The 24,951-nt window shown below is 66.6% G+C and carries 24 protein-coding genes and 1 tRNA gene; 19 read left to right on the top strand and 6 right to left on the bottom strand.

Annotated elements, in window-relative coordinates; translation table 11 throughout:
- Nucleotides 1-236 precede the first annotated feature (236 nt).
- The 3 genes from HTY51_RS08760 (at nt 237) to HTY51_RS08750 (ending at nt 3,815) form a co-directional block, all read left to right on the top strand.
- Complete coding sequence (locus HTY51_RS08760) at nt 237-2,153, top strand: FAD-dependent monooxygenase (protein ID WP_174252383.1); 1,917 nt, start codon at nt 237-239, stop codon at nt 2,151-2,153.
- 160 nt (nt 2,154-2,313) lie between these two features.
- A complete protein-coding gene (locus tag HTY51_RS08755) occupies nt 2,314-2,943 on the top strand; it encodes an AbiEi antitoxin N-terminal domain-containing protein (RefSeq protein WP_217448258.1) in 630 nt (209 codons plus the stop codon).
- Nucleotides 2,940-3,815, top strand: a complete 876-nt coding sequence (locus HTY51_RS08750; protein WP_174252382.1) for a nucleotidyl transferase AbiEii/AbiGii toxin family protein — start codon at nt 2,940-2,942, stop codon at nt 3,813-3,815. Before HTY51_RS08755 ends, HTY51_RS08750 begins: the two co-directional genes overlap by 4 nt.
- Before the next feature lie 6 nt (nt 3,816-3,821).
- On the opposite strand, the gene HTY51_RS08745 is transcribed toward HTY51_RS08750, so the two are convergent.
- The gene (locus HTY51_RS08745) at nt 3,822-3,992 is read right to left on the bottom strand and encodes a hypothetical protein (RefSeq protein WP_174252381.1); all 171 of its coding nucleotides are present in this window, start codon (nt 3,990-3,992) and stop codon (nt 3,822-3,824) included.
- Nucleotides 3,993-4,215: 223 nt separating this feature from the next.
- On the opposite strand from HTY51_RS08745, the gene HTY51_RS08740 reads away from it, so the two are divergent.
- A tRNA-Arg gene (locus HTY51_RS08740) sits at nt 4,216-4,292 on the top strand.
- A gap of 61 nt (nt 4,293-4,353) precedes the next feature.
- Here the strand turns inward: HTY51_RS08740 and HTY51_RS08735 are convergent.
- The 3 genes from HTY51_RS08735 to HTY51_RS08725 all read right to left on the bottom strand — a co-directional run bounded on the left by HTY51_RS08735 (nt 4,354) and on the right by HTY51_RS08725 (nt 5,548).
- Complete coding sequence (locus HTY51_RS08735) at nt 4,354-4,620, bottom strand: hypothetical protein (RefSeq protein ID WP_174252380.1); 267 nt, start codon at nt 4,618-4,620, stop codon at nt 4,354-4,356.
- 69 nt (nt 4,621-4,689) lie between these two features.
- A complete protein-coding gene (locus HTY51_RS08730) occupies nt 4,690-4,866 on the bottom strand; it encodes a hypothetical protein (protein WP_156404540.1) in 177 nt (58 codons plus the stop codon).
- Nucleotides 4,867-5,002: 136 nt separating this feature from the next.
- The gene (locus tag HTY51_RS08725) at nt 5,003-5,548 is read right to left on the bottom strand and encodes an NUDIX hydrolase (protein WP_174252379.1); all 546 of its coding nucleotides are present in this window, start codon (nt 5,546-5,548) and stop codon (nt 5,003-5,005) included.
- A gap of 65 nt (nt 5,549-5,613) precedes the next feature.
- Here HTY51_RS08725 and HTY51_RS08720 point away from each other — a divergent pair, with 65 nt between their 5' ends.
- The 8 genes from HTY51_RS08720 to HTY51_RS08685 all read left to right on the top strand — a co-directional run bounded on the left by HTY51_RS08720 (nt 5,614) and on the right by HTY51_RS08685 (nt 15,980).
- Complete coding sequence (locus tag HTY51_RS08720) at nt 5,614-6,036, top strand: DUF2784 domain-containing protein (protein ID WP_174252378.1); 423 nt, start codon at nt 5,614-5,616, stop codon at nt 6,034-6,036.
- Between the two features lie 119 nt (nt 6,037-6,155).
- The gene (locus HTY51_RS08715) at nt 6,156-8,063 is read left to right on the top strand and encodes a propionate--CoA ligase (protein ID WP_254607032.1); all 1,908 of its coding nucleotides are present in this window, start codon (nt 6,156-6,158) and stop codon (nt 8,061-8,063) included.
- Nucleotides 8,064-8,240: 177 nt separating this feature from the next.
- Entirely contained in the window at nt 8,241-11,135 is a 2,895-nt protein-coding gene (locus tag HTY51_RS08710; RefSeq protein WP_174252377.1) for a 2-oxoglutarate dehydrogenase E1 component, read from the top strand.
- A gap of 82 nt (nt 11,136-11,217) precedes the next feature.
- Nucleotides 11,218-12,471, top strand: a complete 1,254-nt coding sequence (gene odhB / locus HTY51_RS08705; RefSeq protein ID WP_174252376.1) for a 2-oxoglutarate dehydrogenase complex dihydrolipoyllysine-residue succinyltransferase — start codon at nt 11,218-11,220, stop codon at nt 12,469-12,471.
- Nucleotides 12,472-12,475: 4 nt separating this feature from the next.
- The gene (locus HTY51_RS08700; RefSeq protein ID WP_174252375.1) at nt 12,476-12,793 is read left to right on the top strand and encodes a multidrug efflux SMR transporter; all 318 of its coding nucleotides are present in this window, start codon (nt 12,476-12,478) and stop codon (nt 12,791-12,793) included.
- A 25-nt stretch (nt 12,794-12,818) separates the two neighbouring features.
- On the top strand, nt 12,819-14,246 hold the full coding sequence (gene lpdA, locus HTY51_RS08695) for a dihydrolipoyl dehydrogenase (RefSeq protein ID WP_174252374.1): 1,428 nt from the start codon (nt 12,819-12,821) through the stop codon (nt 14,244-14,246).
- Between the two features lie 19 nt (nt 14,247-14,265).
- Nucleotides 14,266-15,366: a cell division protein ZapE gene (zapE, locus tag HTY51_RS08690; RefSeq protein WP_174252373.1), complete on the top strand. Its 1,101-nt coding sequence runs from the start codon at nt 14,266-14,268 to the stop codon at nt 15,364-15,366.
- Nucleotides 15,363-15,980, top strand: a complete 618-nt coding sequence (locus HTY51_RS08685; protein ID WP_174252372.1) for a hypothetical protein — start codon at nt 15,363-15,365, stop codon at nt 15,978-15,980. Before zapE ends, HTY51_RS08685 begins: the two co-directional genes overlap by 4 nt.
- Nucleotides 15,981-16,133: 153 nt before the next feature.
- Here the strand turns inward: HTY51_RS08685 and HTY51_RS08680 are convergent, their stop codons facing one another.
- Nucleotides 16,134-16,901, bottom strand: coding sequence for a PP2C family serine/threonine-protein phosphatase (locus tag HTY51_RS08680; RefSeq protein WP_174252371.1), 768 nt, complete (start codon nt 16,899-16,901; stop codon nt 16,134-16,136).
- Nucleotides 16,902-17,031: 130 nt separating this feature from the next.
- Here HTY51_RS08680 and HTY51_RS08675 point away from each other — a divergent pair, with 130 nt between their 5' ends.
- Entirely contained in the window at nt 17,032-17,235 is a 204-nt protein-coding gene (locus HTY51_RS08675; RefSeq protein WP_174252370.1) for a YdcH family protein, read from the top strand.
- Entirely contained in the window at nt 17,222-19,231 is a 2,010-nt protein-coding gene (locus tag HTY51_RS08670) for an ATP-dependent DNA helicase (RefSeq protein WP_174252369.1), read from the top strand. The genes HTY51_RS08675 and HTY51_RS08670 overlap by 14 nt, the downstream gene beginning before the upstream one ends.
- Here HTY51_RS08670 and HTY51_RS08665 read toward each other — a convergent pair.
- Complete coding sequence (locus HTY51_RS08665) at nt 19,200-20,015, bottom strand: outer membrane protein assembly factor BamD (protein ID WP_174252368.1); 816 nt, start codon at nt 20,013-20,015, stop codon at nt 19,200-19,202. The genes HTY51_RS08670 and HTY51_RS08665 overlap by 32 nt on opposite strands.
- Before the next feature lie 14 nt (nt 20,016-20,029).
- On the opposite strand from HTY51_RS08665, the gene HTY51_RS08660 reads away from it, so the two are divergent.
- The 5 genes from HTY51_RS08660 to rlmN all read left to right on the top strand — a co-directional run bounded on the left by HTY51_RS08660 (nt 20,030) and on the right by rlmN (nt 24,948).
- The gene (locus tag HTY51_RS08660; protein WP_254607031.1) at nt 20,030-21,052 is read left to right on the top strand and encodes an RluA family pseudouridine synthase; all 1,023 of its coding nucleotides are present in this window, start codon (nt 20,030-20,032) and stop codon (nt 21,050-21,052) included.
- 129 nt (nt 21,053-21,181) lie between these two features.
- The gene (scpB, locus tag HTY51_RS08655; RefSeq protein WP_174252366.1) at nt 21,182-21,832 is read left to right on the top strand and encodes an SMC-Scp complex subunit ScpB; all 651 of its coding nucleotides are present in this window, start codon (nt 21,182-21,184) and stop codon (nt 21,830-21,832) included.
- The gene (locus HTY51_RS08650; RefSeq protein ID WP_174252365.1) at nt 21,829-23,232 is read left to right on the top strand and encodes a pseudouridine synthase; all 1,404 of its coding nucleotides are present in this window, start codon (nt 21,829-21,831) and stop codon (nt 23,230-23,232) included. The genes scpB and HTY51_RS08650 overlap by 4 nt, the downstream gene beginning before the upstream one ends.
- A gap of 125 nt (nt 23,233-23,357) precedes the next feature.
- The gene (gene ndk, locus HTY51_RS08645; RefSeq protein WP_174252364.1) at nt 23,358-23,783 is read left to right on the top strand and encodes a nucleoside-diphosphate kinase; all 426 of its coding nucleotides are present in this window, start codon (nt 23,358-23,360) and stop codon (nt 23,781-23,783) included.
- A 19-nt stretch (nt 23,784-23,802) separates the two neighbouring features.
- A complete protein-coding gene (gene rlmN / locus HTY51_RS08640; RefSeq protein ID WP_174252363.1) occupies nt 23,803-24,948 on the top strand; it encodes a 23S rRNA (adenine(2503)-C(2))-methyltransferase RlmN in 1,146 nt (381 codons plus the stop codon).
- Nucleotides 24,949-24,951: the final 3 nt, after the last annotated feature.

The following is a 24,951-nucleotide window of genomic DNA, read 5'->3' as shown; positions in this document are numbered from 1 at the left end:
TTGAGTCCGGGGCTTGACCTTTCCCCAACTTGGCGCCGGACCCGGAGCAGGGCGCCCTAGTTGTGGCGTCCAGATCTAAGCAAGACGAGGAGCCCAGCCATGCAGTTTTACCTAGACGGCGTCCGCGGACGCGCTCCCTACAGTGCCGAGCCTATGCACTTGGGCCAAGCCGACGGCATTGCCCGCCGCATGCCAGCCGAATCGTCGGTGCTTTTTTTCAGTCTTTGGAGATAACGATGCAGTTCTACAAACATGGCTTCAGGGGTGGCAACCCCGATGTCAAGCAAGCAGCGCCGAACCGGCGTAACCGGGGCATCAACGAGCCGCTGCCGGAAAAGGTGGATGTGCTGATTGCCGGCACCGGCCCGGCGGGCCTGTGCCTGGCGGCTCAGCTGGCGCAGTTCCCGGAGATCGAGACGATGATTGTCGAGCGCATGCCCAGCAACATCATCAAGGGCAAGGCCGACGGCATCAACACGCGCTCCATGGAGATGTTCCAGGCCTTCGGCTTTGCCGACAAGGTCAAGCGCGAGACCTACTGGGTCAACCAGACCAATTTCTGGATGCCGGACCCCAAGAACCCCGCCCACATCAAGCGCGCGGGCCGGGTGCAAGACGTGGCCGACGACAGCTCGGAGATGCCGCACATCCTGATCAACCAGGCGCGGCTGCACGAGCTGTTCCTGGAAGTCATGCGCAATTCTCCGTCGCGGCTCGAGCCCGACTACAGCTGGGAAATCGTGGGCCTGACGGTGGACAGCACGACCGACGATCACCCCGTCACCGTGACCCTGAAAGACGCCAGCGGCCTGAACTGGGGGGGCACCCGCACCGTGCGGGCCAACTACGTGGTGGGTTGCGACGGGGCGCATTCGGCCGTGCGCAAGGCGATCGGTGGTGAGCTGAAGGGGGATGCCGCGCACCAGGCCTGGGGCGTGATGGACATCCTGGCCAACACCGATTTCCCGGACGTGCGGCAGAAGTGCCTGATCTCTTCCGCCAACGAAGGCAATCTGCTGATCCTGCCGCGTGAGGGGGGGTACCTGTTCCGCATGTATGTGGAGATGGACAAGCTGCGGCCCGACGAGAAGGCGGCGCAGCGCAAGCTCACGCAGCACGACATGATTGCTGCGGCGAACCGCATCATCAAGCCCTACAGCCTGGACGTGCAGGAGATCGTCTGGTGGTCCATCTACGACATTGGGCACGCCATCAGCGACAAGTTTGATGACGCTCCCGAGGGCTCTGGCCGCAACCCGCGCGTGTTCACCGCGGGCGACGCCTGCCACACCCATTCGCCCAAGGCAGGGCAGGGCATGAATGTCTCGATGCAGGACACCTTCAATCTGGGCTGGAAGCTGGTGCACGTGCTGCAGGGCCGCTCCGATGCGAGCCTTCTGCGCAGCTATTCCAAAGAGCGACTGACCGAGGCCAAACGCCTGGTGGAGACGGACCACAAATGGGCGCGCGTCATGTCGGCCCCCACCACCCAGGCCGAGCGGGAGGGGATTGAGGAGCCGCGCATCATTCGCCAGTTCAAGGAAAACCTGGAGTTCACGGGCGGCCTGGCCGTCCACTACGACCCGTCCGCGCTCATCGGCCCGGCGACCTGGCAGGCGCTGGCCACCGGCCAGACCATCGGCCGCCGCTTCCACTCCGCGCCCGTGGTGCGTGTCTCGGACGCCATGCAGATGCAGCTGGGCCATGTGGCCGAGGCCGATGCGCGCTGGCGCATCTACGCCTTCGCCGGCAAGGCCGACGGCACCGACGCGGTCTCGGCCATCCACCAGCTCGCGGATTGGCTGGAAACCGACGCGAACTCCCCGGTCGTCAAGCACACGCGCAAGGGCGAAGACATCGACGCGGTGATCGACGTCCGCGCCGTGTTCCAGCAAACCTTCGACCAGCTGGCCTACGAGAAGATGCCGTCGCTGCTCAAGCCCAAGACCGGCAAACTGGGCCTGCAAGACCATGAAAAGGCCTTCTGCGTCGACCACAAGGGGCTCGGCGATATCTTCGACATGCGCGGCATCAACCGCGACCAGGGATGTTTGGTGGTGGTGCGCCCCGATCAGTACGTGGCCCACGTGCTGCCGCTGGACGCGCACCAGGCGCTGGCGGATTTTTTTGCGGGGTTTCTGCTGCCGGCCTGAGGCCTGGCTCCGGTCGCCCTGAGTTGGTCGAAGGGCTCTCCGTTGGACGGAGCCCAGCCAAACCCTCTGCAAGTCGTTGATTTGCAGAGGGTTTTTTATTGTTCCAATATCCCGTCAAAAATTTGCATTTGACGAAAAAATGGAACATACTGCGCCTGTCATGAAAACCAAGGCAGGCCGCAGCATTCACGCCGATACCCATCCGCAGCGCGTTCTCGATCTGGCGCGTCGCAGGGGTGTGCTGCGCCCCGGTGATCTGGAGGACGTGGGTGCGGCGCGTGTGGTGCTGACGCGTCTGATGGCCAGCGGGCAGCTGGAGCGCGTCGGGCGCGGGCTGTACCGGCTGCCGGGCGCGCAGGTTTCGGCGCATGAGACGCTGGCCACGGTGGCGGCCCGGGTGCCGCAGGCGGTGTTCTGTCTGCTCACGGCCCTGCAGTTTCACGGGCTGACGACCCAGCTGCCGCGGCAGGTGTGGATCGCCATGCCGCGCGGCAGCCATGTGCCCCGGCTGGACTATCCGCCGCTGAAGATGGTGCAGTCTTCCGGCGAGGCCTTTGACGAGGGGATCGAGCTGCACACGCGTGACCAGGTGCCCCTGCGTGTGTATGGCGTGGCCAAGACCGTGGCCGACTGCTTCAAGCACCGCAACAAGGTCGGCCTGGACGTGGCGCTAGAGGCGCTGCGCGAGGCGCGTGCGCAGAACAAGGCCACGGTGGATGAGATCTGGCACTACGCGGGGATCTGCCGTGTGGCCCAGGTGATGCGGCCCTACCTGGAGGCCCTGGCATGAGCGAGGGCAATGGCAAGAATCTGGCCGCTTCGGTGCGGGCGCGGCTGCTCAACCTGGCCAAGGCCGAGAGATCAGATTTCAATGGTGTGCTGCTGCGCTACACGCTGGAGCGCCTGCTGTACCGGCTGGGGCAGTCGGACCATGCCGAGCGCTTTCTGCTCAAGGGGGCGATGCTGTTCACGGTCTGGTACGACATGCCGCACCGGCCGACCCGCGATGTCGATTTGCTGGGGTACGGCCCCAGTGATCTGCCTTCCGTGGCCCAGACCTTTCGCGAGGTGGCGGCCATTGCGGTGGCGGACGGTGTGGTGTTTGACCCGTCCAGCGTCAGCGCCGAGGACATCCGCAAGGAGGCAGGTTACCCCGGTGCCCGCATCTTCATCAACGCCGAACTCGCGGGCGCACGTTTGCGGGCTCAGGTGGACATCGGTTTTGGCGATGCGGTCGTTCCCGGCCCGGTGGCGGTGAAGTATCCGGTGCTGTTGCCAGACTTTCCGGCGCCGCAACTGCGTGCCTATCCGGTCCATACCGTGGTGGCCGAGAAGTTGCACGCCATTGCACTGTTGGGCATGGCCAATACCCGCATGAAGGACTATCTGGATTTGATGGTCATCTTCGAACGCGAGTCCCTGGAACTGGAAACCCTGGCCCAGGCGATTGCCGCCACCTTTGCGCGGCGCGGCATGCCGGTTCCATCGACCTTGCCGCTGGGCCTGACGGATGCGTTCGCGGAAGACGACACGCGCCGGACCCACTGGCAGGCTTTCCTGAAGAAGAACGACCTTGCGCCGGTGCCCTTGCCGGAGGTACTGGTGCGGCTGCGCCAGCATCTACAGCCCGCTTTGATGCAGGCGGCAAGGTTGCAGGGCTGAGTCAACTCAGGCGGCGGCCTTGCTGCGGTTGCCGGCCACCACCTCGCGCACGCGCTGGGCCAGGCTGCCGTTCTCTTCCACGGCCATGAAGTGGGCGAGCAGGGTATTTGCCTGACTTGCCTTGCGCTTGGCGGTGGGGCGTTTGGTGGGGGGAGAGCCGGTGGCGTGGGCGGGCATGGCGTCACTCCTGATGGGTGCATTAAGCGCCAATTTGGCTCTTGGCGTTTGAGGTCACAAAATGTGACCTCAAGTTGCCTCAGTTGAGCCTGGAGGGGTTCACCAACTTGATATCGCAAACTGCGACTTCAAGTTGGGACGGCCAGCCCAGCGACTCAGAGGGCTGGCAACAGCAGCAGGGTGCGCCAGGGCGGTATGATCCGCCACCCACATTTCTTCTCGTCAGCCCGTAGCTCAGTTGGATAGAGCAACAGCCTTCTAAGCTGTGGGTCGGGGGTTCGATCCCCTCCGGGCTGACCAATCCCAAACGCAGATTTCAGCCGCCAGACCGCCGCCAGCGAGGCAGCGGAGCCGTGCGCGCTCAGCTGCGCTGCAGCACCAGGCGGGTGGGGGCGAGTTGCACTTTTTCAGCGGGCACCGAACTGCCCAGTTCCTGTAGGTAGACCTGCAGCTCGCTGCGGTTGATGACCACGTGGCCCACGGTGTAGTCGCGGCCCTGGTAGCTCACGCGCGTGCCGGCACGGTACAGGGGCAGGAGCACGATGGTGGGGTCGGCGGCGGCCGGCGTTTCGGCCTCGCCGGCGGGCAGGTCCTGCGTGGCTTGCAGGTAGGCGGACTCGTTTTTCACTTGGGGTGGCTCTTACACGGGGAACGGGCGGGCCGCCGTGCAAGTGTCAGGGCGCCACCGCCTCAGGGTTTACCAGGAAATACGGGGGAAGCCAGCAAGATACCACAGCACGAAGATCGAGATGAGCACGGGCAGGCCGATGCCGATGAAAGTCAGCAAAGTCAGGAAAAAAGTCCAGAGCTGGGAGAGCCATTCCCTGAAGACTTCCCGTAGGTCGACGTTCCAAAAATGCTCTTGCCGTTTCATGTCTCTGCCGTCGTGTTGTCGTGGGGTGTGTGAAGTAGTTCACACTTTGCGCATGCTCAGGACGAATGTACCCCCAATTCCGGCCTTCTGAAAGCGGGAAAAGCGGGGAGATGTAAGGGTATATGTCGGGGGCCGCTCAGACCAGGTCGACGTCGTGCACCTGGTAGCGGCCGGCCTTGCGGTCGGCGAAGTAGCGCTCCAGTGTTTCCTTGACGGTGCGAAAGGCGATTTCGTCCCAGGGGATCTCGTGCTCGGCGTAGAGCTGGGCTTCCATGGTTTCGGTGCCGGGGGCGAACTGGTCGCTCAGCAGTTTGGCGCGATAGAACAGGTGCACCTGGCCCACGCGCGCCACGCTGATGATGGTGAACAGGCCTTCCAGCTCGATCTGGGCGCCGGCTTCCTCGTCGGTTTCGCGGGCCGCGCCCTGGGCCGTGCTTTCACCCAGCTCCAGGAAACCGGCCGGCAGCGTCCACTTGCCCTTGCGCGGCTCGATATTGCGTTTGCACAGCAGCACCTTGTCGCCCCAGTAGGGTACGGTGCCCACCACGTTCAGCGGGTTTTCGTAGTGGATGGTGCTGCAGGATGGGCAGACGGCGCGTTCGCGGGTGTCGCCGTCGTCGGGGATGCGGTAGACCACGGCCACGCCGCAGTTCTTGCAGTGTTTGATGGGGCTGTGCAGCATGCCAGCGAGTGTAGGGGAAACCGGCAGTGGGCCGCACCGCCTGCGCCCCGTAATATGCGGCCATCATGGACACCCTGCAGCTCTGGCGCTTGCTGGCCGATGCGGTGCTCGCCCTGCATGCCGCGGTGGTGGCCTTCGTGCTGGGCGGGGCGCTGGTGGTGCTGCTGGGCGGGCCGGCGGGCTGGGCCTGGGTACGCGCGCCGCTGCTGCGCTGGGCACATCTGGGGGCCATCAGCTTCGTGGTGCTGCAGACCTGGCTGGGCGCGCATTGCCCGCTGACGGTGCTGGAGATCTGGTTGCGGCGGCAGGCGCGCAACGCGGGCTACGAGAAAAGCTTCATCGAACACTGGGTGCAGCGCCTGCTGTATTACGACGCGCCGCCCTGGGTCTTCGGGCTGGTCTACACCTTGTTCGGCCTGGGTGTGCTGTGGCTGTGGCGGCGCTGGCCGCCGCGGCCCTGGCGCCGGCCGGCCAGGCGCAAGCCTTGAAAGGCTTGATTTAGTTCATTTTGCGGCCCCGGGATGGCCGCCGAGCGTCAGTTTGCAGCAAGATCGATGCTCATAATTATGAATTCAGTTCCAAGACAGATAAACCGAGGAGAGCCTGGATGAGTCGTTACGCCGAGTTTCACCGCCGTTCCATCACCGACCGCGAGGCCTTCTGGGCCGAACAGGCCCAGTTGATCGACTGGCAGAAGGCCCCCCAGCAGATTTGCGACTACAGCAACCCGCCGTTTGCGCGCTGGTACGTGGGCGGCCAGACCAACCTCTGCCACAACGCGGTGGACCGGCACCTGAAAGAGCGCGGTGACCAAGCCGCGCTGATCTACGTCAGCACCGAGACCGGGCAGGAAAAGACCTACAGCTTCCGCGAACTGCACGCCGAGGTGCAGCGCATGGCGGCCAGCCTGCGCGAACTGGGTGTGCAAAAGGGCGACCGTGTGCTGATCTACATGCCCATGATTGCCGAGGCAGCTTTTGCCATGCTGGCCTGCGCGCGCATAGGCGCCATCCACTCGGTGGTGTTCGGCGGTTTTGCCTCGGGTTCGCTGGCCTCGCGTATCGAGGACGCCGAGCCCAAGGTGGTGGTCAGCGCCGACGCGGGCTCGCGTGGCGGCAAGGTGGTGGCCTACAAGCCGCTGCTGGACGAGGCCATCCGCCTGTCCAAACACAAACCCGCTGCCGTGCTGCTGGTGGACCGCGGGCTGCCGCCCATGGAGCTGACGGCCGGGCGCGACCACCTGTGGGGCCCGCTGCGCGAAAAACACCTGGACACCAAGGTGCCTTGCGAGTGGGTGGACGCCACCCATATCAGCTACACGCTCTACACCAGTGGCACCACCGGCAAGCCGAAGGGCGTGCAGCGCGACACCGGCGGTTATGCCGTGGCGCTGGCGGCCAGCATGAAGTACATCTTCGAGGGCAAGCCGGGCGAGACCTATTTCTCCACCAGCGACATCGGCTGGGTGGTGGGGCACAGCTACATCGTCTACGGCCCGCTGATCGCCGGCATGGCCACCATCATGTACGAGGGCCTGCCCATCCGGCCGGACGCCGGCATCTGGTGGCAGCTGGTGGAGAAGTACAAGGTCTCGCGCATGTTCTCGGCACCCACGGCGGTGCGTGTGCTCAAGAAGCAGGACCCGGCCTTCCTCAAGAAGTACGACCTCTCCAGCCTCAAGGCCCTGTACCTGGCGGGCGAGCCGCTGGACGAGCCCACGGCGCAGTGGATCAGCCAGGGCCTGGGTGTGCCCATCATCGACAACTACTGGCAGACCGAGACCGGCTGGCCCATCCTGACCATTGCCAACGGCGTGGAAAAGGCGCCCAGCAAGTTCGGCAGCCCGGGTGTGCCCATGTACGGCTACGACGTCAAGCTGATCAGCGAGAGCACGGGCGAGGAGTTGACCGGGCCCGACCAGAAGGGCGTGGTGGCCATCGAAGGCCCGCTGCCGCCGGGCTGCATGCAGACCGTGTGGCGCGACGACGCGCGTTTCGTCAACACCTACTGGAAGAGCATCCCGGGCAAGCTGGTCTACAGCACCTTTGACTGGGGCATCCGCGACAAGGACGGTTATTTCTTCATCCTGGGCCGCACCGACGACGTGATCAACGTGGCCGGCCACCGCCTGGGCACGCGCGAGATCGAGGAATGCATCTCCGGCCACCCCAATGTGGCCGAGGTGGCCGTGGTGGGCGTGGCCGACCAGCTCAAGGGCCAGGTGGCCATGGCCTTTGCCGTAGCCAAGGACGCCAGCGGGCTGACCGGCGATGCGGCGCGCCTGAAGCTGGAGGGCGAGGTGATGAAGCTGGTGGACAGCCAGCTGGGCGCGGTGGCGCGGCCTTCGCGCGTGTTCTTCGTGAACCTGCTGCCCAAGACGCGCAGCGGCAAGCTGCTGCGCCGCGCGCTGCAGGCCGTGGCCGAGGGCCGCGACCCGGGTGACCTGACCACCATGGACGACCCGGCAGCGCTGCAGCAGGTGCGCGAGCTGGTGGGGGCCGTGGCGAAACCATAAGAAAAAACGCTTGGAATCATAAGTTGCATGGCGCCGCCGGGGATTCGGTGGCACAATCGCCTCCGTACTAAGGCTCCTTCCTGCCACAGTCGCATCCGCCAACCGGTCTAGCCGTGTCGCGGAAGGTTTTTCCAACCAGTTCAAAGTTTCCTTCAGGGAAACGGAGGTCAGCGCAATATGAGCGAATCCCAATCTCAGGGTTCCAAGACCGCGTCCGTCTATCAGACGTACAGCGACAACACCTATCTGTTCGGGGGCAATGCTCCGTACGTCGAAGAGATGTACGAGAACTACCTCGCCAACCCCGGCAGCGTTCCCGACAACTGGCGCGATTATTTCGACGCCCTGCAGCACGTGCCTGCCGTTGACGGCACGAACGCCAAGGACATTCCCCACCTGCCGGTCGTCAACGCCTTTGCCGAGCGTGCCAAGCAGGGCGTGACCCAGGTGGTCATGGCCACCGGCGCCGACTCCGAGATGGGTCGCAAGCGCGTGGCCACCCAGCAGCTGATTGCCGCCTACCGCAACGTGGGCCAGCGCTGGGCCGACCTGGACCCGCTCAAGCGCACCGAGCGCCCCGCCATTCCCGAGCTGGAGCCGTCCTTCTACGGTTTCAGCGATGCCGACCAGGAAACGGTGTTCAACACCAGCAACACCTTCTTCGGCAAGGACAGCATGTCTCTGCGCGAGCTGCTCAACGCGCTGCGCGAGACCTACTGCGGCACCCTGGGTGCCGAGTTCATGCACACCACCGACCAGACCGAGAAGCGCTGGTGGCAGCAGAAGCTGGAGAGCATCCGCAGCAAGCCGAACTACGGCGCTGAAAAGAAAAAGCAGATCCTGGACCGCCTGACCGCGGCCGAGGGTCTGGAGCGTTACCTGCACACCAAGTACGTCGGCCAGAAGCGTTTCTCGCTCGAAGGCGGCGAGAGCTTCATTGCCGCCATGGACGAGCTGATCCAGCAGGCTGGCAGCAAGGGCGTGCAGGAGATCGTGATCGGTATGGCCCACCGCGGCCGCCTGAACGTGCTGGTGAACTCCATGGGCAAGATGCCGGCGGACCTGTTCGCCGAGTTCGACCACACCGCGCCGGAAGACCTGCCGGCCGGTGACGTGAAATACCACCAGGGTTTCAGCTCCGACGTGTCCACCGCGGGTGGCCCGGTGCACCTGAGCCTGGCTTTCAACCCCTCGCACCTGGAAATCGTGAACCCGGTGGTGGAGGGCTCGGTGCGCGCCCGCATGGACCGCCGCGGCGACCCGCAGGGCAAGCAGGTGCTGCCGGTGCTGGTGCACGGTGATGCCGCCTTCGGCGGCCAGGGCGTGAACCAGGAAACCCTGGCGCTGGCCCAGACCCGTGGTTACACCACGGGCGGCACGGTGCACATCATCATCAACAACCAGATCGGTTTCACCACCTCCGACCCGCGTGACATGCGCTCCACCGTGTATTGCACCGACATCGTCAAGATGGTCGAGGCGCCGGTGCTGCACGTCAACGGCGACGACCCCGAGGCCGTGGTGCTGGCCACCCAGCTGGCGCTGGAATACCGCATGGAGTTCGCCCAGGACGTGGTGGTGGACATCACCTGCTTCCGCAAGTTGGGCCACAACGAGCAGGACACCCCCAGCCTGACTCAGCCGCTGATGTACAAGAAGATCAGCGCCCACCCCGGCACGCGCAAGCTCTACGGTGACAAGCTCATCACGCAGGGCGTGCTGACGGCCGAGGGCCCGGACGAGATGGTCAAGGCCTACCGCGCCGCCATGGACGCCGGCCGCCACACGGTGGACCCGGTGCTGACCAACTTCAAGAGCAAGTTCGCGGTGGACTGGTCGCCCTACCTGGGCAAGAAGTGGACCGACGCCGCCGAGACCGCCATTCCGCTGACCGAGTGGAAGCGCCTGGCCGAGAAGATCACCACCATCCCCCCGACGGTGGCGCCGCACCAGCTGGTGAAGAAGGTCTACGACGACCGCGCCGCCATGGGCCGCGGCGAGATTCCGGTGGACTGGGGCATGGGCGAGCACATGGCCTTCGCCTCCCTGGTCGCCAGCGGCTACCCGGTGCGCCTGTCGGGCGAGGATTCGGGCCGCGGCACCTTCACCCACCGCCACGCCGTCATCCACGACCAGAACCGCGAGAAGTGGGACGTGGGCACCTATGTGCCGCTGCAGAACGTGGGCGAGGGCCAGGCCCCGTTTGTCGTGATCGACTCCATCCTGTCGGAAGAGGCGGTGCTGGCCTTTGACTACGGCTACGCCTCCAACGACCCCAACACCCTGGTGGTCTGGGAAGCGCAGTTCGGCGACTTCGCCAACGGCGCCCAGGTGGTGATCGACCAGTTCATCGCCTCGGGCGAGGTGAAGTGGGGCCGTGTCAACGGCATCACGCTGATGCTGCCGCACGGCTACGAAGGCCAGGGCCCCGAGCACAGCTCGGCGCGCGTGGAGCGTTTCATGCAGCTGGCCGCCGACACCAACATGCAGATCGTGCAGCCGACCACGGCCAGCCAGATCTTCCACGTGCTGCGCCGCCAGATGATCCGCGGCCTGCGCAAGCCGCTGATCATCTTCACCCCGAAGTCCCTGCTGCGCAACAAGGACGCCACCTCGCCGGTGTCCGAGTTCACCAAGGGCGGCTTCCAGACGGTGATCCCCGAGCAGAAGGACATCAAGGCCGAGAAGGTCAAGCGCGTGGTCGCCTGTTCCGGCAAGGTCTATTACGACCTGGTCAAGAAGCGCGAGGAGAAGGGCCTGGACGACGTGGCCATCATCCGCGTCGAGCAGCTCTATCCCTTCCCGCACAAGGTCTTCGCTGCCGAGCTCAAGAAGTACCCGAACGCCACCGACATCGTGTGGTGCCAGGACGAGCCGCAGAACCAGGGCGCCTGGTTCTTCATCCAGCACAACATCCACGAGAACATGCTCGAAGGCCAGAAGCTGGGTTATGCCGGCCGCGCGGCCTCGGCCTCGCCGGCGGTGGGTTATGCCCACCTGCACCAGGAGCAGCAGAAGGCCCTGGTGGAAGCGGCCTTCGCCAAGCTCAAGGGCTTCGTGCTGACCAAATAAGGGCAGATCGTTTTTTCAAGAAATGCGGGGCGCCGCTGAAGGCGCGCCCCGCAACACTCAAAAAGATACGGAAAGAATTCAAATGGCTATCGTAGAAGTCAAGGTCCCGCAGCTGTCCGAATCGGTGGCGGAAGCCACCATGCTGCAATGGAAGAAAAAGGCCGGCGAGGCAGTGGCCGCCGACGAGATCCTGATCGACATCGAGACCGACAAGGTGGTGCTGGAAGTGCCGGCCCCGTCCGGCGGCGTGCTGGCCGAGATCCTGGTGGCCGATGGCGGCACCGTGGTGGCCGGCCAGGTCATCGCCCGCATCGACACCGAAGGCAAGGCCGGTGCCGCGGCACCTGCTGCAGCTGCCGCGCCCGCCGCCGCTGCGGCCGCAGCGCCTGCTGTGGCGACGGCCGCGGTCTCCGCCTCCAAGGCCGGCGTGGCCATGCCTGCTGCCGCCAAGCTGATGGCCGACAACGCACTTGCCGCCGGCTCCGTGCCCGGCACGGGCAAGGACGGCCGCGTGACCAAGGGTGACGTGCTGGCCGCTGTGGCCGGTGGCGGCGCCAAGCCCGCTGCCATCCCCACCGGTGCGCCGGCCACGGCCCTGCCGCAGGTGGCGGCCCCGCGTCCGCAGAACCTCGGCGAGCGCCCCGAGCAGCGCGTGCCCATGACGCGCCTGCGCGCCCGCGTGGCCGAGCGCCTGCTGCAGTCGCAGTCCACCAACGCCATCCTGACCACCTTCAACGAGGTCAACATGGCCCCGGTGATGGAGATGCGCAAGCGCTTCCAGGAGAAGTTCGAGAAGGAACACGGCGTCAAGATCGGCTTCATGTCCTTCTTCGTCAAGGCCGCCGTGCACGCCCTGAAGAAGTACCCGGTGCTCAACGCCTCGGTGGACGGCAACGACATCGTCTACCACGGCTACTTCGACATCGGCATCGCTGTGGGTTCGCCGCGCGGCCTGGTGGTGCCCATCCTGCGCAACGCCGACCAGATGAGCTTTGCCGACATCGAGAAGAAGATCGCCGAGTACGGCGCCAAGGCGCGTGACGGCAAGCTGGGCATCGAAGAGATGACCGGCGGCACCTTCTCGATTTCCAACGGCGGTGTGTTCGGCTCCATGCTGTCCACCCCCATCATCAACCCGCCGCAGTCGGCCATCCTGGGCGTGCATGCCACCAAGGACCGCGCGGTGGTGGAGAACGGGCAGATCGTGATCCGCCCGATCAACTACCTGGCCATGAGCTACGACCACCGCATCATCGACGGCCGCGAGGCCGTGCTGGGCCTGGTGGCCATGAAGGAAGCGCTGGAAGACCCGGCCCGTCTGCTGTTCGACATCTGATCGAATGGCCTGGGTCTACCTGCTGCTGGCAGGCCTGTTCGAGATCGGCTGGCCCCTGGGCTTCAAGCTGTCTCAGCAGGCCGAATACCGTGTGAGCGGTATCGTGGGTGCCATCGTTTCGATGGGCATCAGCGGCTGGCTGCTGTGGATGGCGCAGCGCGAGATCCCGATCGGCACCGCCTATGCGGTGTGGACCGGGATCGGCGGCGCCGGTACTTTTTTGATCGGGGTGATGTTCTTCGGCGATGCCGCCACGCTGGCCAGGTTCCTGGGCGTGGCGCTGATCGTCGGCGGGGTGGTCACCCTCAAGCTTGCGCACTGATGCTTGTGCGCGCAGGAGTAAATACATGAGCAAACAATTCGACGTGGTCGTCATTGGCGGCGGCCCCGGCGGCTACATCGCCGCCATCCGTGCAGCCCAGCTGGGCATGAACGTGGCCTGCATCGACGAATGGAAGAACGAGAAGGGTGGCCCGGCCCCCGGCGGCACCTGCACGAACGTGGGCTGCATCCCGTCCAAGGCCTTGCTGCAGTCGTCCGAGCATTTCGAGCACGCCAACAAGCACTTTGCCGAGCACGGCATCACGGCCAGCGACGTCAAGATCGACGTGGCCAGGATGATCGGCCGCAAGGACACGGTGGTGAAGCAGAACAACGACGGCATCCTCTACCTGTTCAAGAAGAACAAGGTGTCCTTCTTCCATGGCCGAGGCTCCTTCGTGAAAGCGGTGGAGGGCGGTTACGAGATCAAGGTGGCGGGTGCGGCCGAAGAGACCCTGGTGGCCAAGCAGGTCATCGTGGCGACCGGCTCCAACGCCCGGGCCCTGCCGGGCACGCCCTTCGACGAGGTCAACGTCCTGTCCAACGACGGCGCGCTGCGCCTGGGCGCCACCCCGAAGAAGCTGGGCCTGATCGGCTCGGGCGTGATCGGCCTGGAGATGGGTTCGGTCTGGCGCCGCCTCGGTGCCGAGGTCACCATCCTCGAAGGTCTGCCGACCTTCCTGGGCGCGGTGGACGAGCAGATTGCCAAGGAGGCCAAGAAGGCCTTCGACAAGCAGGGCCTGAAAATCGAGCTGGGCGTGAAGGTTGGCGAGATCAAGAATAGCAAGAAGGGTGTGAGCATCGCCTACACCAATGCCAAGGGCGAGGCCCAGACGCTGGACGTGGACAAGCTGATCGTCTCGATCGGCCGTGTGCCGAATACGATCGGCCTCGGGGCCGAGACCATCGGCTTGAAATTGGACGAGCGCGGCGCCATCGTGGTCGACGGCGACTGCAAGACTAGCCTGCCGGGCGTGTGGGCCGTGGGTGACGTGGTGCGCGGCCCCATGCTGGCGCACAAGGCGGAAGAAGAGGGCGTGGCCGTGGCCGAGCGCATTGCCGGCCAGCACGGGCATGTGAACTTCAACACCATCCCCTGGGTCATCTACACCAGCCCCGAGATTGCCTGGGTCGGCCGTACCGAGCAGCAGCTCAAGGCGGACGGCGTGGCCTACAAGGCCGGCACCTTCCCCTTCCTGGCCAACGGCCGCGCGCGCGCGCTGGGCGACACGACCGGCATGGTGAAGTTCCTGGCCGACGCCAAGACCGACGAGATCCTGGGTGTGCACATTGTCGGCCCCATGGCCAGCGAGCTGATCTCCGAGGCCGTGGTGGCCATGGAGTTCAAGGCCAGCGCCGAGGACATCGCGCGCATCTGCCACGCGCACCCGTCGCTCAGCGAGGCGACCAAGGAAGCCGCGCTGGCGGTGGACAAGCGCACGCTGAACTTCTGACGCGCACGGGTACCACGGCTTGGCATCGGTACTCGAGGCCTACGAGGCGGAGCTCAAAACGCGGGGTTACGCGAGTGACCCCGCGCAGCTGCACGCCGTCCATTCGCTGGAGCGCTGCGCAGCGGAGTGGTTCCGCTACAAGGAGAAGCGCGCCAATGCGCTGAAGAAGCTGATCAACCACCCCGACATCCCCAAAGGCGTGTACCTGTATGGCGGGGTGGGGCGGGGCAAGAGCTTCCTGATGGACTGCTTCTTCAACGCCGTGCCCCTGGTGCGCAAGACGCGCCTGCACTTCCACGAGTTCATGCGCGAGGTGCACCGCGAACTGGCCGAGCTGCAGGGCACGGTCAATCCGCTGGACGCGCTGGCCGAACGCATGGCCGACAAGTACAAGCTGATCTGCTTCGACGAGTTCCACGTTGCCGACATCACCGATGCCATGATCCTGCACCGCCTGCTGGCGGCGCTGTTCAGGAACGGCGTGGGCCTGGTGGCGACCTCCAATTTCAAGCCCGACGATCTTTACCCCAACGGTCTGCACCGCGACCGCATCCTGCCCGCCATCGCCCTGCTGAACCAGACCATGGAAGTGGTGAACGTGGACAACGGCACCGACTATCGCCGGCGCACCATGGAGCAGGTGCGGACCTACCACACGCCGCTCGGGCCTGAGGCCGATGCCGCCATGGCGCAGGCTTTCGATCGCCTGGCCGAGGCGCGCGACGAGGACCCGGTGCTGCATATCGAATCGCGCCAGATCCATGCCCGGCGCAAGGCCGGTGGTGTGGTGTGGTTCGATTTCCGCACGCTCTGCGGTGGCCCGCGTTCGCAGAACGACTACCTGGAAATCGCCACCCAGTTCCACACCGTCTTCCTCAGCGATGTGCCGCACATGCCGGTGCGCATGGCGTCCGAGGCGCGGCGTTTCACCTGGCTGGTGGACGTGCTGTACGACCGGCGCGTCAAGCTCATCATGTCGGCCGCCGTGCCGCCCGAGGAGCTCTACACCGACGGGCCCCTGGTGCACGAATTTCCGCGTACAGTGTCACGACTCAATGAAATGCAGTCGCGCGAGTTCCTGGAGCAGGAACGCCGCGTGGTCGATACCCGCCTGACATGAAACGTTTCCTGATCCTGCTGACCGGCCTGCTTGTCCTGGGGCCGGCCTGGGCCCAGCAGCCCGCTTCCTATGACCCCGAGGTCCAGCTGCGCGAGCGCGCCCGCATCGACGCCGAGCGCAGCCAGGCCCTGGCGCGTTATGGCGAGGAGGAGGCCGACTGTTACCAGCGTTTCGCGGTCAACGACTGCCTGCGCGAGGTGCGCAAGCGCCGCCGCGTGACCCTGGAGGAGCTGCGCCGGCAGGAGATCATCCTCAACGACGAGCGCCGCGCCGCCGCGGCGGCCGAGCAGTTGCGCCGCACCGAGGAGCGTGCCGCCCAGCGCGCCAGCGAGGAGGCGGTCGAGCAGCGTGAAACGGCGCGCAAGGAATACGAGGCGCGGCAGGCGCGCGCCCGGCAGAAGCAGGCGACGGCGCAGGGTGCACCGGTGCCGGCGGCGTCTGCCTCGGCGCCGGCAGGAGCGGCTTCGGCACCCGTCAGTGCTGCGGAGCGTGCCCGGCTGCAGAAGGCCTACGAGGCCAGGCAGAAGGAAGCCGAAGACCGTCGCCTGCAGCGTGAACGCGCCCAGCCGGGACAGGTGCCACGGACGAGCCGGCCCCTGCCGGTGCCGCCCTGAAAATGTGCGAATAAATCTACTGCGCGGGCCGATGGCGGCGTTGCGCGGTGCTCGCTCTCTCGCCTATCGTCTTGATATGTCTCGGTCGCTGCGCTCCGCACGCCTTGCCCTCGACTCGCTCGCGACGATTTATTCACACAGTTCGAGGCGCTATCAGCGCTTGTCGCTCAGTGCTTCGAGCTTGACGATGACCAGCGAGAGGTTGTCGCCGCCGCCATTGGCGCGGGTGCGCGCCTTCTCGATCAGGAACTCGGAGGCCTCGCGTGCCGACAGGCTGGAGAGCACCGAACCCAGTTCATCATTGCTGAAGTAGTGCCAGACGCCGTCGCTGCAGGCCATGAGCGTGTCGCCCGGGCGCAGTTGCGGGATGAAGTGGGTCTCCTGCGGCGGGTCGCTCTCGGTGCCCAGGCAGCCCATCAGGATGTTGGACTGCGGGTGCACGGCGGCTTCCTCTTCGGTCAGTTCCCCGCGGTTGACCAGGGTCTGCACATAGGAGTGGTCCAGCGTGCGACGCACCATCTGGTTGGCGTGGAAGTGGTAGATGCGCGAATCGCCGGCATGGATCCAGTGGCAGTCGCCGCCCGGGTTGATCAGGAAGGCGGCCAGGGTGCTGTGCGGTTCCTGCTCGGCCGAGATGGCGGTCAGCTTGATGACGATGTGCGCCTCCTGCACCAACTGGGACAGCATGGCCGAGGCATCGTCGGTCTCGGGGGCGTAGCGCTCGAACAGCTGCTTGGCGGTGAGCATGACCTGGTCGGAGGCCTTGCGCCCGCCGCTGCGCCCGCCCATGCCGTCGGCCACCACGGCCAGCATGCAGCCGATGTGGCGCGGATGGGTGAACACGGCCACCTGGTCCTGCTGGTATTCGCGATCGCCCTTGTGGATGCCGGTGGCCGCGGTGAGTCGGTAGCCTTTGCTCATGCTTCTGTTTCCACTGTGTCCCCTGGATCCGGCCCGTGAAGGCTGGATGAAAGTCGTATTATCAAACCATTCCTGAAAGCATAGCTGACAAGTATTCCCGCTTTGGCTGTTTTCCCACCGGGCCTGATTTTTGGATTCCAACCTGCATTCGCCGCAGCGCCGGCTGATCGAGCTGCGCATCGAGCATGCCGACCTCGACGCCCTGATCGACCGCCTGGGCCACGAGGTCGTGATCGACGAGCTGATGATCCGCCGGCTCAAGAAGCGCCGGCTGGTCCTGCGAGACGAGATCGCCCGCCTCGCACACGAACTCACGCCCGATGAACCTGCTTGAAGCCGTGCGCGCGGCTTTCGCGCCCGACGGCGTGCTGGCGCGCACCGTCGACGAATTCCATCCGCGCAGCGGGCAGACCGACATGGCGCTGGCCGTGGCCGAGGCCATCGAGCAGCGCAGCGTGTTGGTGGCCGAGGCCGGCACCGGCGTGGGCAAGACCTACGCCTACCTGGTGCCGGCCCTGCTTAGCGGCGAACGCGTGCTGCTGTCCACCGCCACCAAGACCCTGCAGGACCAGCTCTACGCCCGCGACCTGCCGCGCCTGATCGAGGCGCTGGGCCTGCCCCTGCGCATGGCCCTGCTCAAGGGGCGCGCGAGTTACCTCTGCCTGCACCGCATGGAGCTGGCCCGCCAGGAAGGCGCCATGGCCGCGCCGCAGGCTGCCTACGCCCTGGCCCGGGTGGAGCGCTGGGCCCAGCAGACCCGCAGCGGCGACCTGTCCGAGCTGCCGGGCCTGGACGAGCGCTCGCCCGTGATCCCGCTGGTGACCTCCACGCGCGACAACTGCCTGGGCAGCAACTGCCCGCGTTACCGCGACTGCCACGTGAACCTGGCGCGGCGCGAGGCACTGGCGGCCGATGTGGTGGTCATCAACCACCATCTCTTCTTCGCCGACCTGGCCGTGCGCGAGTCGGGCATGGCCGAGCTGCTGCCCAGCGTGCGCACCGTGATCTTCGATGAGGCGCACACGCTCAACGAGACCGGCGTGCAGTTCCTGGGCCGCCAGCTCTCCACCGCGCAGGTGCTGGACTTCTGCCGCGACCTGCTGGCCTGCGGCCTGCAGCAGGCGCGCGGCCTGGCCGACTGGCAGCAGCTGACCGCCGAGGTGGAGCGCGCCGCGCGCGACCTGCGCCTGTGTGCCGGTCGGGCGCCGGCCGGCGGCAGCCGCCACGCCTGGGACGGCGCCGCGCCCGAACGCATAGCCGCCGACGCCTGGGGCCTGGCCCTGGCGGCGCTGCAGCGCGCCTGCGGCGAGGCCCGCGCCGCGCTGGAGCACATGGACGAACTGGGGCCTGATTTCATGCGCCTGGCCGAGCGCGCCCGGGCGCTGGCGGCGCTGGCGGAATTCTTCCAGGCCGAACGCGCGCCCGAGGCGGTGCGCTGGCTGGAGGTGAGCCAGCAGCTGCGCCTGGTGGAGTCGCCGCTGGACATCGCCGAGGCGGTGCAGACCCGGCTGCTGGCGCCGCGCGAGGGCGAGGCCGCCTCCCGCAGCTGGATCTTCACCTCAGCCACGCTGGGCGACGACGAGCGCCTGAGCTGGTTCACCGAGCCCTGCGGCCTGGGTGAGGCCCGCGTGTTAAGAGTGGACAGCCCTTTCGACTACGCGCGCCAGGCCGCCGTCTACGTGCCGCGCCAGCTGTCCAAGCCCAACGATGCACGACACAGCGAGGAGGTGGCCGCCCTGGTGGCGCGCCTGTCGCCGGTGCTGGGCGGGCGCACCCTGGTGCTGACCACCACGCTGCGGGCCCTGCGCACCATCAGCGAACGCCTGCCGCAGCTGCTGCCGCCGGATTGCGGGCTGCAGGTGCTGAGCCAGGGGCAGTTGCCCAAGCGCGAGCTGCTGGAGCGTTTCCGCGAGGGGGTGCTGCCCGGCCAGCCCGGTTGTGTGCTGGTGGCCTCGGCCTCCTTCTGGGAGGGGGTGGACATCCCCGGCGAGGCGCTGCAGCTGGTGGTGATCGACAAGCTGCCCTTTCCGCCGCCGGGGGACCCGCTGGTGCAGGCGCGCAGCCGCCGGCTCGAAGCGGCCGGGCGCAGCCCTTTCAACGATTACCACGTGCCCGAGGCGGCGGTGGCGCTCAAACAGGGGGCGGGGCGGCTGATCCGGCGGGTCTCGGACCAGGGCGTGCTGGTGATCTGCGACACGCGCCTGGCCAGCATGGGCTACGGCCGCCGCCTGATGGCGGCACTGCCGCCGATGCGGCGCCTGGCCAGCGAGGCCGAGCTGGATCAGCGGCTGCTGGAACTCACCACAGCTTCCACCACGGACCCTGTCTGACCGTGGTGGTGTCGCCACCGCTGCCGCCGATGTAGCGGCTCTGCGGGTAGTTGGACTGCAGCACACGGCGCGCGTCGTCGCGCAGCTGGGGCATCTGCAGGGCGTCGTAGGACTGCACCATGAGGTAGAGGGCTTCTTCCAGTGCGGGGGCGTCGCGGTAGTCGGCGATGGCCTGCTGGGCGCGGTTGATGGTCGCCAGGTAGGCGCCGCGGCTGTAGTAATAACGCGCGACGTGGACCTCGTACTTGGCCAGCGAGTTGACGATATAGGTCATGCGCGCACTCGCATCGGCGGCGTAGCGGGAATGGGGGAAACGCGTGACCAGTTCCTTGAAGGCGGCGAAGGATTCCTTGGCTGCCTGCTGGTCGCGTTCGGAAAGATCCTGCTGCGTGATGCGGGAGAACAGGCCCAGGTCCTCGTTGAAACTGACCATGCCCTTGAGGTAAAGCGCGTAGTCGATGGCGGGGCTGGCCGGGTGCAGGCGGATGAAACGGTCCAGCGTGGCCACGGCCTGGGCCGGTTCCTCGTTCTTGTAGTGAGCGTGGGCCTTTTCGAGCTGGGCCTGCTGCGCCAGCGGCGTGCCGGCGGCGCGGCCTTCGAGTTTTTCCAGCAGTTCGATGCCCTTGGCGTACTGGAGATTGAAGATCTCCTCGCGGGCCATCTCGTGGATCTGTTCCGGCGTCATCTTGGCGGTCGGATCGACCGGTTTGGTGGAGCAGCCGGCCAGCAATGCAGCGGCGGCCAGGAGCAGGGCAGAGACGACCGATAATTTGGCGCTGGGCATCAGGGGCAATCGCGTTGAATCAACAGGCATCAATTATATCGGCCGACCCCGTCATCGAGGACTTCGAGGACGCGGCGGAGGAGGCGTCCGAGGTCGAACTGAGGGCCTGGACCATCGGCACGGAGCAGCACGGCCTGCGCCTGGACCGCGCCCTGAGCGCGTTGGTGCCCGAGTTTTCGCGCAGTTACCTGCAGCAGCTGATCGAGGCCGGCGCCGTGACCCAGGGGGCGCTGACCCTGCGCAAGCCGGCGCACAAGGTGCGGGCCGGTGAGCGGGGGCAGATCGAGCTGCGTCCCACGCCGCAGAGCCAGGCCTTCCTGCCGGAGGCCATGGCGCTGGACATCGTCCACGAAGACGAGCACCTGCTGGTGCTCAACAAACCGGCCGGCCTGGTGGTGCACCCTGCGCCGGGCAACTGGCGCGGCACCCTGCTCAACGGCCTGCTGGCGCACGACGCCAAGGCGGCGCAGCTGCCACGCGCAGGCATCGTGCACCGCCTGGACAAGGACACCAGCGGCCTGATGGTGGTGGCACGCACACGCACCACCATGGACGCGCTGGTCAAGCTGATTGCGGCGCGCGAGGTCAGCCGCCAGTACCTGGCGCTGGCGCACCAGCCCTGGAGCGGCCCGGCGCGGCGTGAGGTGGAGGGCGCCATCGGGCGCGACCCGCGCAACCGCCTGCGCATGGCCGTGGTGGACCTGTTGCGCCAGCCCGGCAAGCCCGCCAAAACCACCTTCGAGCTGCTGTACAACGCCGAACAGGGCTGCTGGCTGCGCTGCACCCTGCACACCGGGCGCACACACCAGATCCGCGTGCATGCGGCCTCCATCGGCCATGCGCTGCTGGCCGATGCGCTGTACGGCGGCGCGCCGGCGGCCGGCATGTCGCGCCAGGCCCTGCATGCCTGGCGCCTGGCCTTCACCCACCCCGTGAGCGGGCGCGAACTGGTCTTCAAGGCCGACCTGCCCCAGGATATGCGCGAGGCGCTGGCCAGCTGGGGTGTGGGCTACAATGCCCAGCAGGACGTTCTGTGAAGAACGGTCCCTGGCCCCGGTCGACATCCGGGTGCCCATGGTCGGGATCGTGATGATCCGCAGGCCCACTCTCCTACCGACCCCTCTCATCCTGCGTCGTGAAGACGCATAGCCCGGATTCGAAGAGACATGAATACGACGGAAGCCAAGCGTATCCTGGAAACAGCGCTGATCTGCGCACAGCAGCCGCTGCAGGTGCGCGACATGCGCGTGCTGTTTGACGACAGCCTCGGCGTGGACACGATCAAGCAGTTGCTCGAAGAGTTGCAGCAGGAATGGACCGGACGCGGCGTCGAGCTGGTCTGCGTGGCCACCGGCTGGCGTTTCCAGAGCCGGCCCGAGATGCGCGAGTACCTGGACCGACTGCACCCTGAAAAGCCGCCGCGCTATTCGCGCGCCACGCTGGAGACCCTGGCCATCATCGCCTACCGCCAGCCGGTCACGCGCGGCGACATGGAAGACATCCGCGGTGTCACCATCAGCTCGCTCATCATCAAGCAGCTCGAGGACCGCGGCTGGATCGAGGTCATCGGCCACCGCGAGGCGCCGGGCCGCCCGGGGCTGTACGCCACCACCAAGCATTTCCTGGACGACCTGGGCCTGGCCTCGCTCGACCAGCTGCCCCTGATGGAAGGCCCGGCCCAGCAGGCCGGCCTGCTGGAGGTGCTCAACGAACTGCCCCTGCCGGCCGACGGCGGCACGTCCGAACTGCCGCTGGACGTGCCCGCTGCCGATGCCGGCCCCGAGGAAACCTTTGCCCTGACGGGAAACCAGCCATGACCGAACCGACGCCTGGCGTGATGCCGCCCGAGAACGACAGCGACAGCAGCGCTCGCGCGCCGGTCCGGATGGCCGAGGCGCCCGAGCCGGGCCAGGAAGGCACGCCGGATGCCGCCGCCGAAGAGTCGCCCCGCAAGCCCGCGGCCACGCCCAAGGCGCCTGCGCAACCGCCCGAGGCCGTCGATGCCGGCCAGCGCTTCGCCGCCGTCGTGTCCGGCGAGTTCGACGCCGACGAGGAGGCGCCCGAGCTGCCGGTGCCGGGCAAGCGCGTGCTGGCCCCGCAGGCCGAGACGCCCAAGCTGCACAAGGTGCTGGCCCAGGCCGGCATGGGCTCGCGCCTGGAGATGGAACAGCTCATCATGGAAGGGCGCATCTCGGTCAACAACGAGCCGGCCCACATCGGCCAGCGCATCCAGTACGGCGACCAGATCAAGGTCAACGGCAAGCTGATCCGCGTGCGCATCGACCCGCCGCCGCCGCGGGTCATTGCCTACCACAAGCCGGTGGGCGAGGTGGTCACGCACGACGACCCGCAGAACCGTCCCACCGTCTTCCGCCGGCTGCCCAAGCTGCAGCAGGGCAAGTGGCAGTCGGTCGGCCGCCTGGACCTCAACACCGAGGGGCTGCTGCTGTTCACCAGCTCGGGCGACCTGGCCAACAAGCTCATGCACCCGCGTTTCGGCCTGGAGCGCGAGTACGCGGTGCGCGTGCTGGGCGCGCTGAGCAGCGAGGAAAAGAAGCGCCTGCTCGAAGGCGTGCAGCTGGACGACGGCATGGCCGCCTTCGGCTCGATCGAGGAGGGTGGCGGCGAAGGCAGCAACTGCTGGTACCGCGTCACGATTTCCGAAGGCCGTAACCGCGAGGTGCGCCGCATGCTCGAAGCCGTCGGCCATGCCGTCAGTCGGCTGATCCGCATCCGCTACGGCGCCATGGTGCTGCCGCGCGGCCTCAAGCGCGGCGCCTGGATGGAGCTGGACGAAGCCGATATCCGTGGCCTGATGCGCGCGGCCGAGCGCCGCCCCGCTGGCGCGGCCGACGCAGACGCTGGCGAGGGTGGCGAACGCCCCCCGGCCCAGGGCAAGCCTGGCGGCGGGCGCAACAAGCGCCGCGGCGGGCAACAGGGCCAGGGGCCGCGTCCGGCGGGCCCCTCGGGCGGCGGTCAGCGCAGGGGTGGCTCGGGCCAGGGTGGCCAAGGCGGCGGCCAGGGCCAGCAGGGCCGTGGCAAGGACCGCAATCCGCGCCAGGGTGGCGGTGACGGCCAGCCCGACCCGATGAAAACCTCCTTTGGTTACATCGGCGCCGACAGTTTCACGCGCCAGCGCCAGGAGCCGCGCCGCGGTAACGGCGGCGGTGGCGGCACCGGCGGACCGCGACGCGGCGGCCGGGGTGGCGGGCGCTGAAAAGCGCCCGGCCCGCTTTCTCCAGCCGGGGCGGATCGCACTGGCGTCACGGACACCGGTTAAAATAACGGGCTTTGCCCATGGTGGGGCAAAAACCCATTTCATAAACAGACTCAGGAATTCACATGGCCATCCAGCGCACCTTCTCCATCATCAAGCCCGACGCCGTTGCCAAGAACGTCATCGGCCAGATCTACGCCCGTTTCGAAGGCGCCGGCCTGAAGGTCATCGCCGCCCGCATGGCCCAGCTGTCGCGTGCCGAAGCCGAAGCTTTTTACGCCGTGCACAAGGCCCGTCCCTTCTTCAAGGACCTGGTCGACTTCATGATCTCCGGCCCCGTGATGCTCCAGGTGCTCGAAGGCGAGAACGCCATCCAGAAGAACCGTGACCTGATGGGTGCTACCGATCCCAAGAAGGCCGACAAGGGCACCATCCGCGCCGACTTCGCCGACAGCATCGACGCCAACGCCGTGCACGGCTCCGACGCCCCCGAAACCGCCGCCGTGGAGATCGCCTTCTTCTTCGCCGGCATGAATATCCACAGCCGCTGAAAGGCGCTGTAGCGATGCAATGACGGCCAATCTGCTCGACTTCGACCTCGACGGTTTGGCCGCCTTTTGCGAGCGGCTGGGTGAAAAGCGCTTTCGCGCCACCCAGCTGTTTCGCTGGATCCACCAGAAGGGTGCTTCCGGCTTCGACCAGATGAGCGATCTGGCCAAGTCCCTGCGCGAGAAGCTCGCCACCACGGCGCGCATCCAGGGCTTGCAGGTCATCTCCCAGCAGATCTCCGCCGACGGCACCATCAAGTGGCTGTTCGACGTCGGTGACGGCAACGCCGTCGAATCCGTCTACATCCCCGAGGACGACCGTGGCACGCTGTGCGTGTCCTCCCAGGCCGGCTGCGCCGTGGGCTGCCGTTTCTGCTCCACCGGCCACCAGGGCTTCAGCCGCAACCTGAGTACCGGCGAGATCGTCGCCCAGCTCTGGTTTGCCGAGCACTTTCTGCGCCAGCATCTGAAGCGCAGCGACCGGGTCATCACCAACGTGGTGATGATGGGCATGGGTGAACCGCTGCAGAACTACAACGAACTGATCCCGGCACTGCGCGTGATGCTGGACGACCACGGCTACGGCCTGTCGCGCCGCCGCCTTACCGTTTCCACCTCGGGCGTGGTCCCCATGATGGACCGCCTGGCTCAGGACTGCCCGGTGGCGCTGGCGGTCTCGCTGCACGCGCCCAACGACGAGTTGCGCGACAACCTGGTGCCGCTGAATCGCAAGTACCCCATCGCCGAGCTGATGGACGCCTGCAACCGCTACCTGGCGCACGCGCCGCGCGACTTCATCACCTTCGAGTACTGCATGCTCGACGGCGTCAACGACCAGCCCGAGCACGCGCGCCAGCTGGTCGAGCTGGTGCGCCGGCACGCCACCGGCGGTGTCTGGTGCAAGTTCAACCTCATTCCTTTCAACCCCTTCCCGGCCTCGGGCCTGAAGCGTTCGCCCAACGAGCGCGTGCAGGCCTTTGCCAAAATCCTGCTGGATGCTGGTATCGTCACGACTGTGCGCAAGACGCGCGGGGACGACATCGACGCCGCCTGCGGCCAGCTGGCCGGCGACGTCAAGGACCGCACCGGCGTGGAGGAACGCATGGCGCGCCAGCGCAAGCTGCTGCAGCCCATGCAGTCCCTGCAGAGTCAATCCAAGGAGGTTTGAGGC

Source organism: Rhodoferax sp. BAB1 (assembly GCF_013334205.1).
Classification (GTDB): domain Bacteria; phylum Pseudomonadota; class Gammaproteobacteria; order Burkholderiales; family Burkholderiaceae_C; genus Hylemonella.
The sequence above is the reverse complement of the archived record's forward strand: the minus strand, read 5'-3'. Positions and strand labels throughout refer to the sequence as shown.

Coding starts and splice junctions, on each gene's coding strand:
- HTY51_RS08760 (WP_174252383.1), top strand. CDS start 237: ATGCAGTTCTACAAACATGGCTTCAGGGGTGGCAACCCCGATGTCAAG.
- HTY51_RS08755 (WP_217448258.1), top strand. CDS start 2,314: ATGAAAACCAAGGCAGGCCGCAGCATTCACGCCGATACCCATCCGCAG.
- HTY51_RS08750 (WP_174252382.1), top strand. CDS start 2,940: ATGAGCGAGGGCAATGGCAAGAATCTGGCCGCTTCGGTGCGGGCGCGG.
- HTY51_RS08745 (WP_174252381.1), bottom strand. CDS start 3,992: ATGCCCGCCCACGCCACCGGCTCTCCCCCCACCAAACGCCCCACCGCC.
- HTY51_RS08730 (WP_156404540.1), bottom strand. CDS start 4,866: ATGAAACGGCAAGAGCATTTTTGGAACGTCGACCTACGGGAAGTCTTC.
- HTY51_RS08725 (WP_174252379.1), bottom strand. CDS start 5,548: ATGCTGCACAGCCCCATCAAACACTGCAAGAACTGCGGCGTGGCCGTG.
- HTY51_RS08720 (WP_174252378.1), top strand. CDS start 5,614: ATGGACACCCTGCAGCTCTGGCGCTTGCTGGCCGATGCGGTGCTCGCC.
- HTY51_RS08715 (WP_254607032.1), top strand. CDS start 6,156: ATGAGTCGTTACGCCGAGTTTCACCGCCGTTCCATCACCGACCGCGAG.
- HTY51_RS08710 (WP_174252377.1), top strand. CDS start 8,241: ATGAGCGAATCCCAATCTCAGGGTTCCAAGACCGCGTCCGTCTATCAG.
- odhB (WP_174252376.1), top strand. CDS start 11,218: ATGGCTATCGTAGAAGTCAAGGTCCCGCAGCTGTCCGAATCGGTGGCG.
- HTY51_RS08700 (WP_174252375.1), top strand. CDS start 12,476: ATGGCCTGGGTCTACCTGCTGCTGGCAGGCCTGTTCGAGATCGGCTGG.
- lpdA (WP_174252374.1), top strand. CDS start 12,819: ATGAGCAAACAATTCGACGTGGTCGTCATTGGCGGCGGCCCCGGCGGC.
- HTY51_RS08685 (WP_174252372.1), top strand. CDS start 15,363: ATGAAACGTTTCCTGATCCTGCTGACCGGCCTGCTTGTCCTGGGGCCG.
- HTY51_RS08680 (WP_174252371.1), bottom strand. CDS start 16,901: ATGAGCAAAGGCTACCGACTCACCGCGGCCACCGGCATCCACAAGGGC.
- HTY51_RS08670 (WP_174252369.1), top strand. CDS start 17,222: ATGAACCTGCTTGAAGCCGTGCGCGCGGCTTTCGCGCCCGACGGCGTG.
- HTY51_RS08665 (WP_174252368.1), bottom strand. CDS start 20,015: ATGCCCAGCGCCAAATTATCGGTCGTCTCTGCCCTGCTCCTGGCCGCC.
- scpB (WP_174252366.1), top strand. CDS start 21,182: ATGAATACGACGGAAGCCAAGCGTATCCTGGAAACAGCGCTGATCTGC.
- HTY51_RS08650 (WP_174252365.1), top strand. CDS start 21,829: ATGACCGAACCGACGCCTGGCGTGATGCCGCCCGAGAACGACAGCGAC.
- ndk (WP_174252364.1), top strand. CDS start 23,358: ATGGCCATCCAGCGCACCTTCTCCATCATCAAGCCCGACGCCGTTGCC.
- rlmN (WP_174252363.1), top strand. CDS start 23,803: ATGACGGCCAATCTGCTCGACTTCGACCTCGACGGTTTGGCCGCCTTT.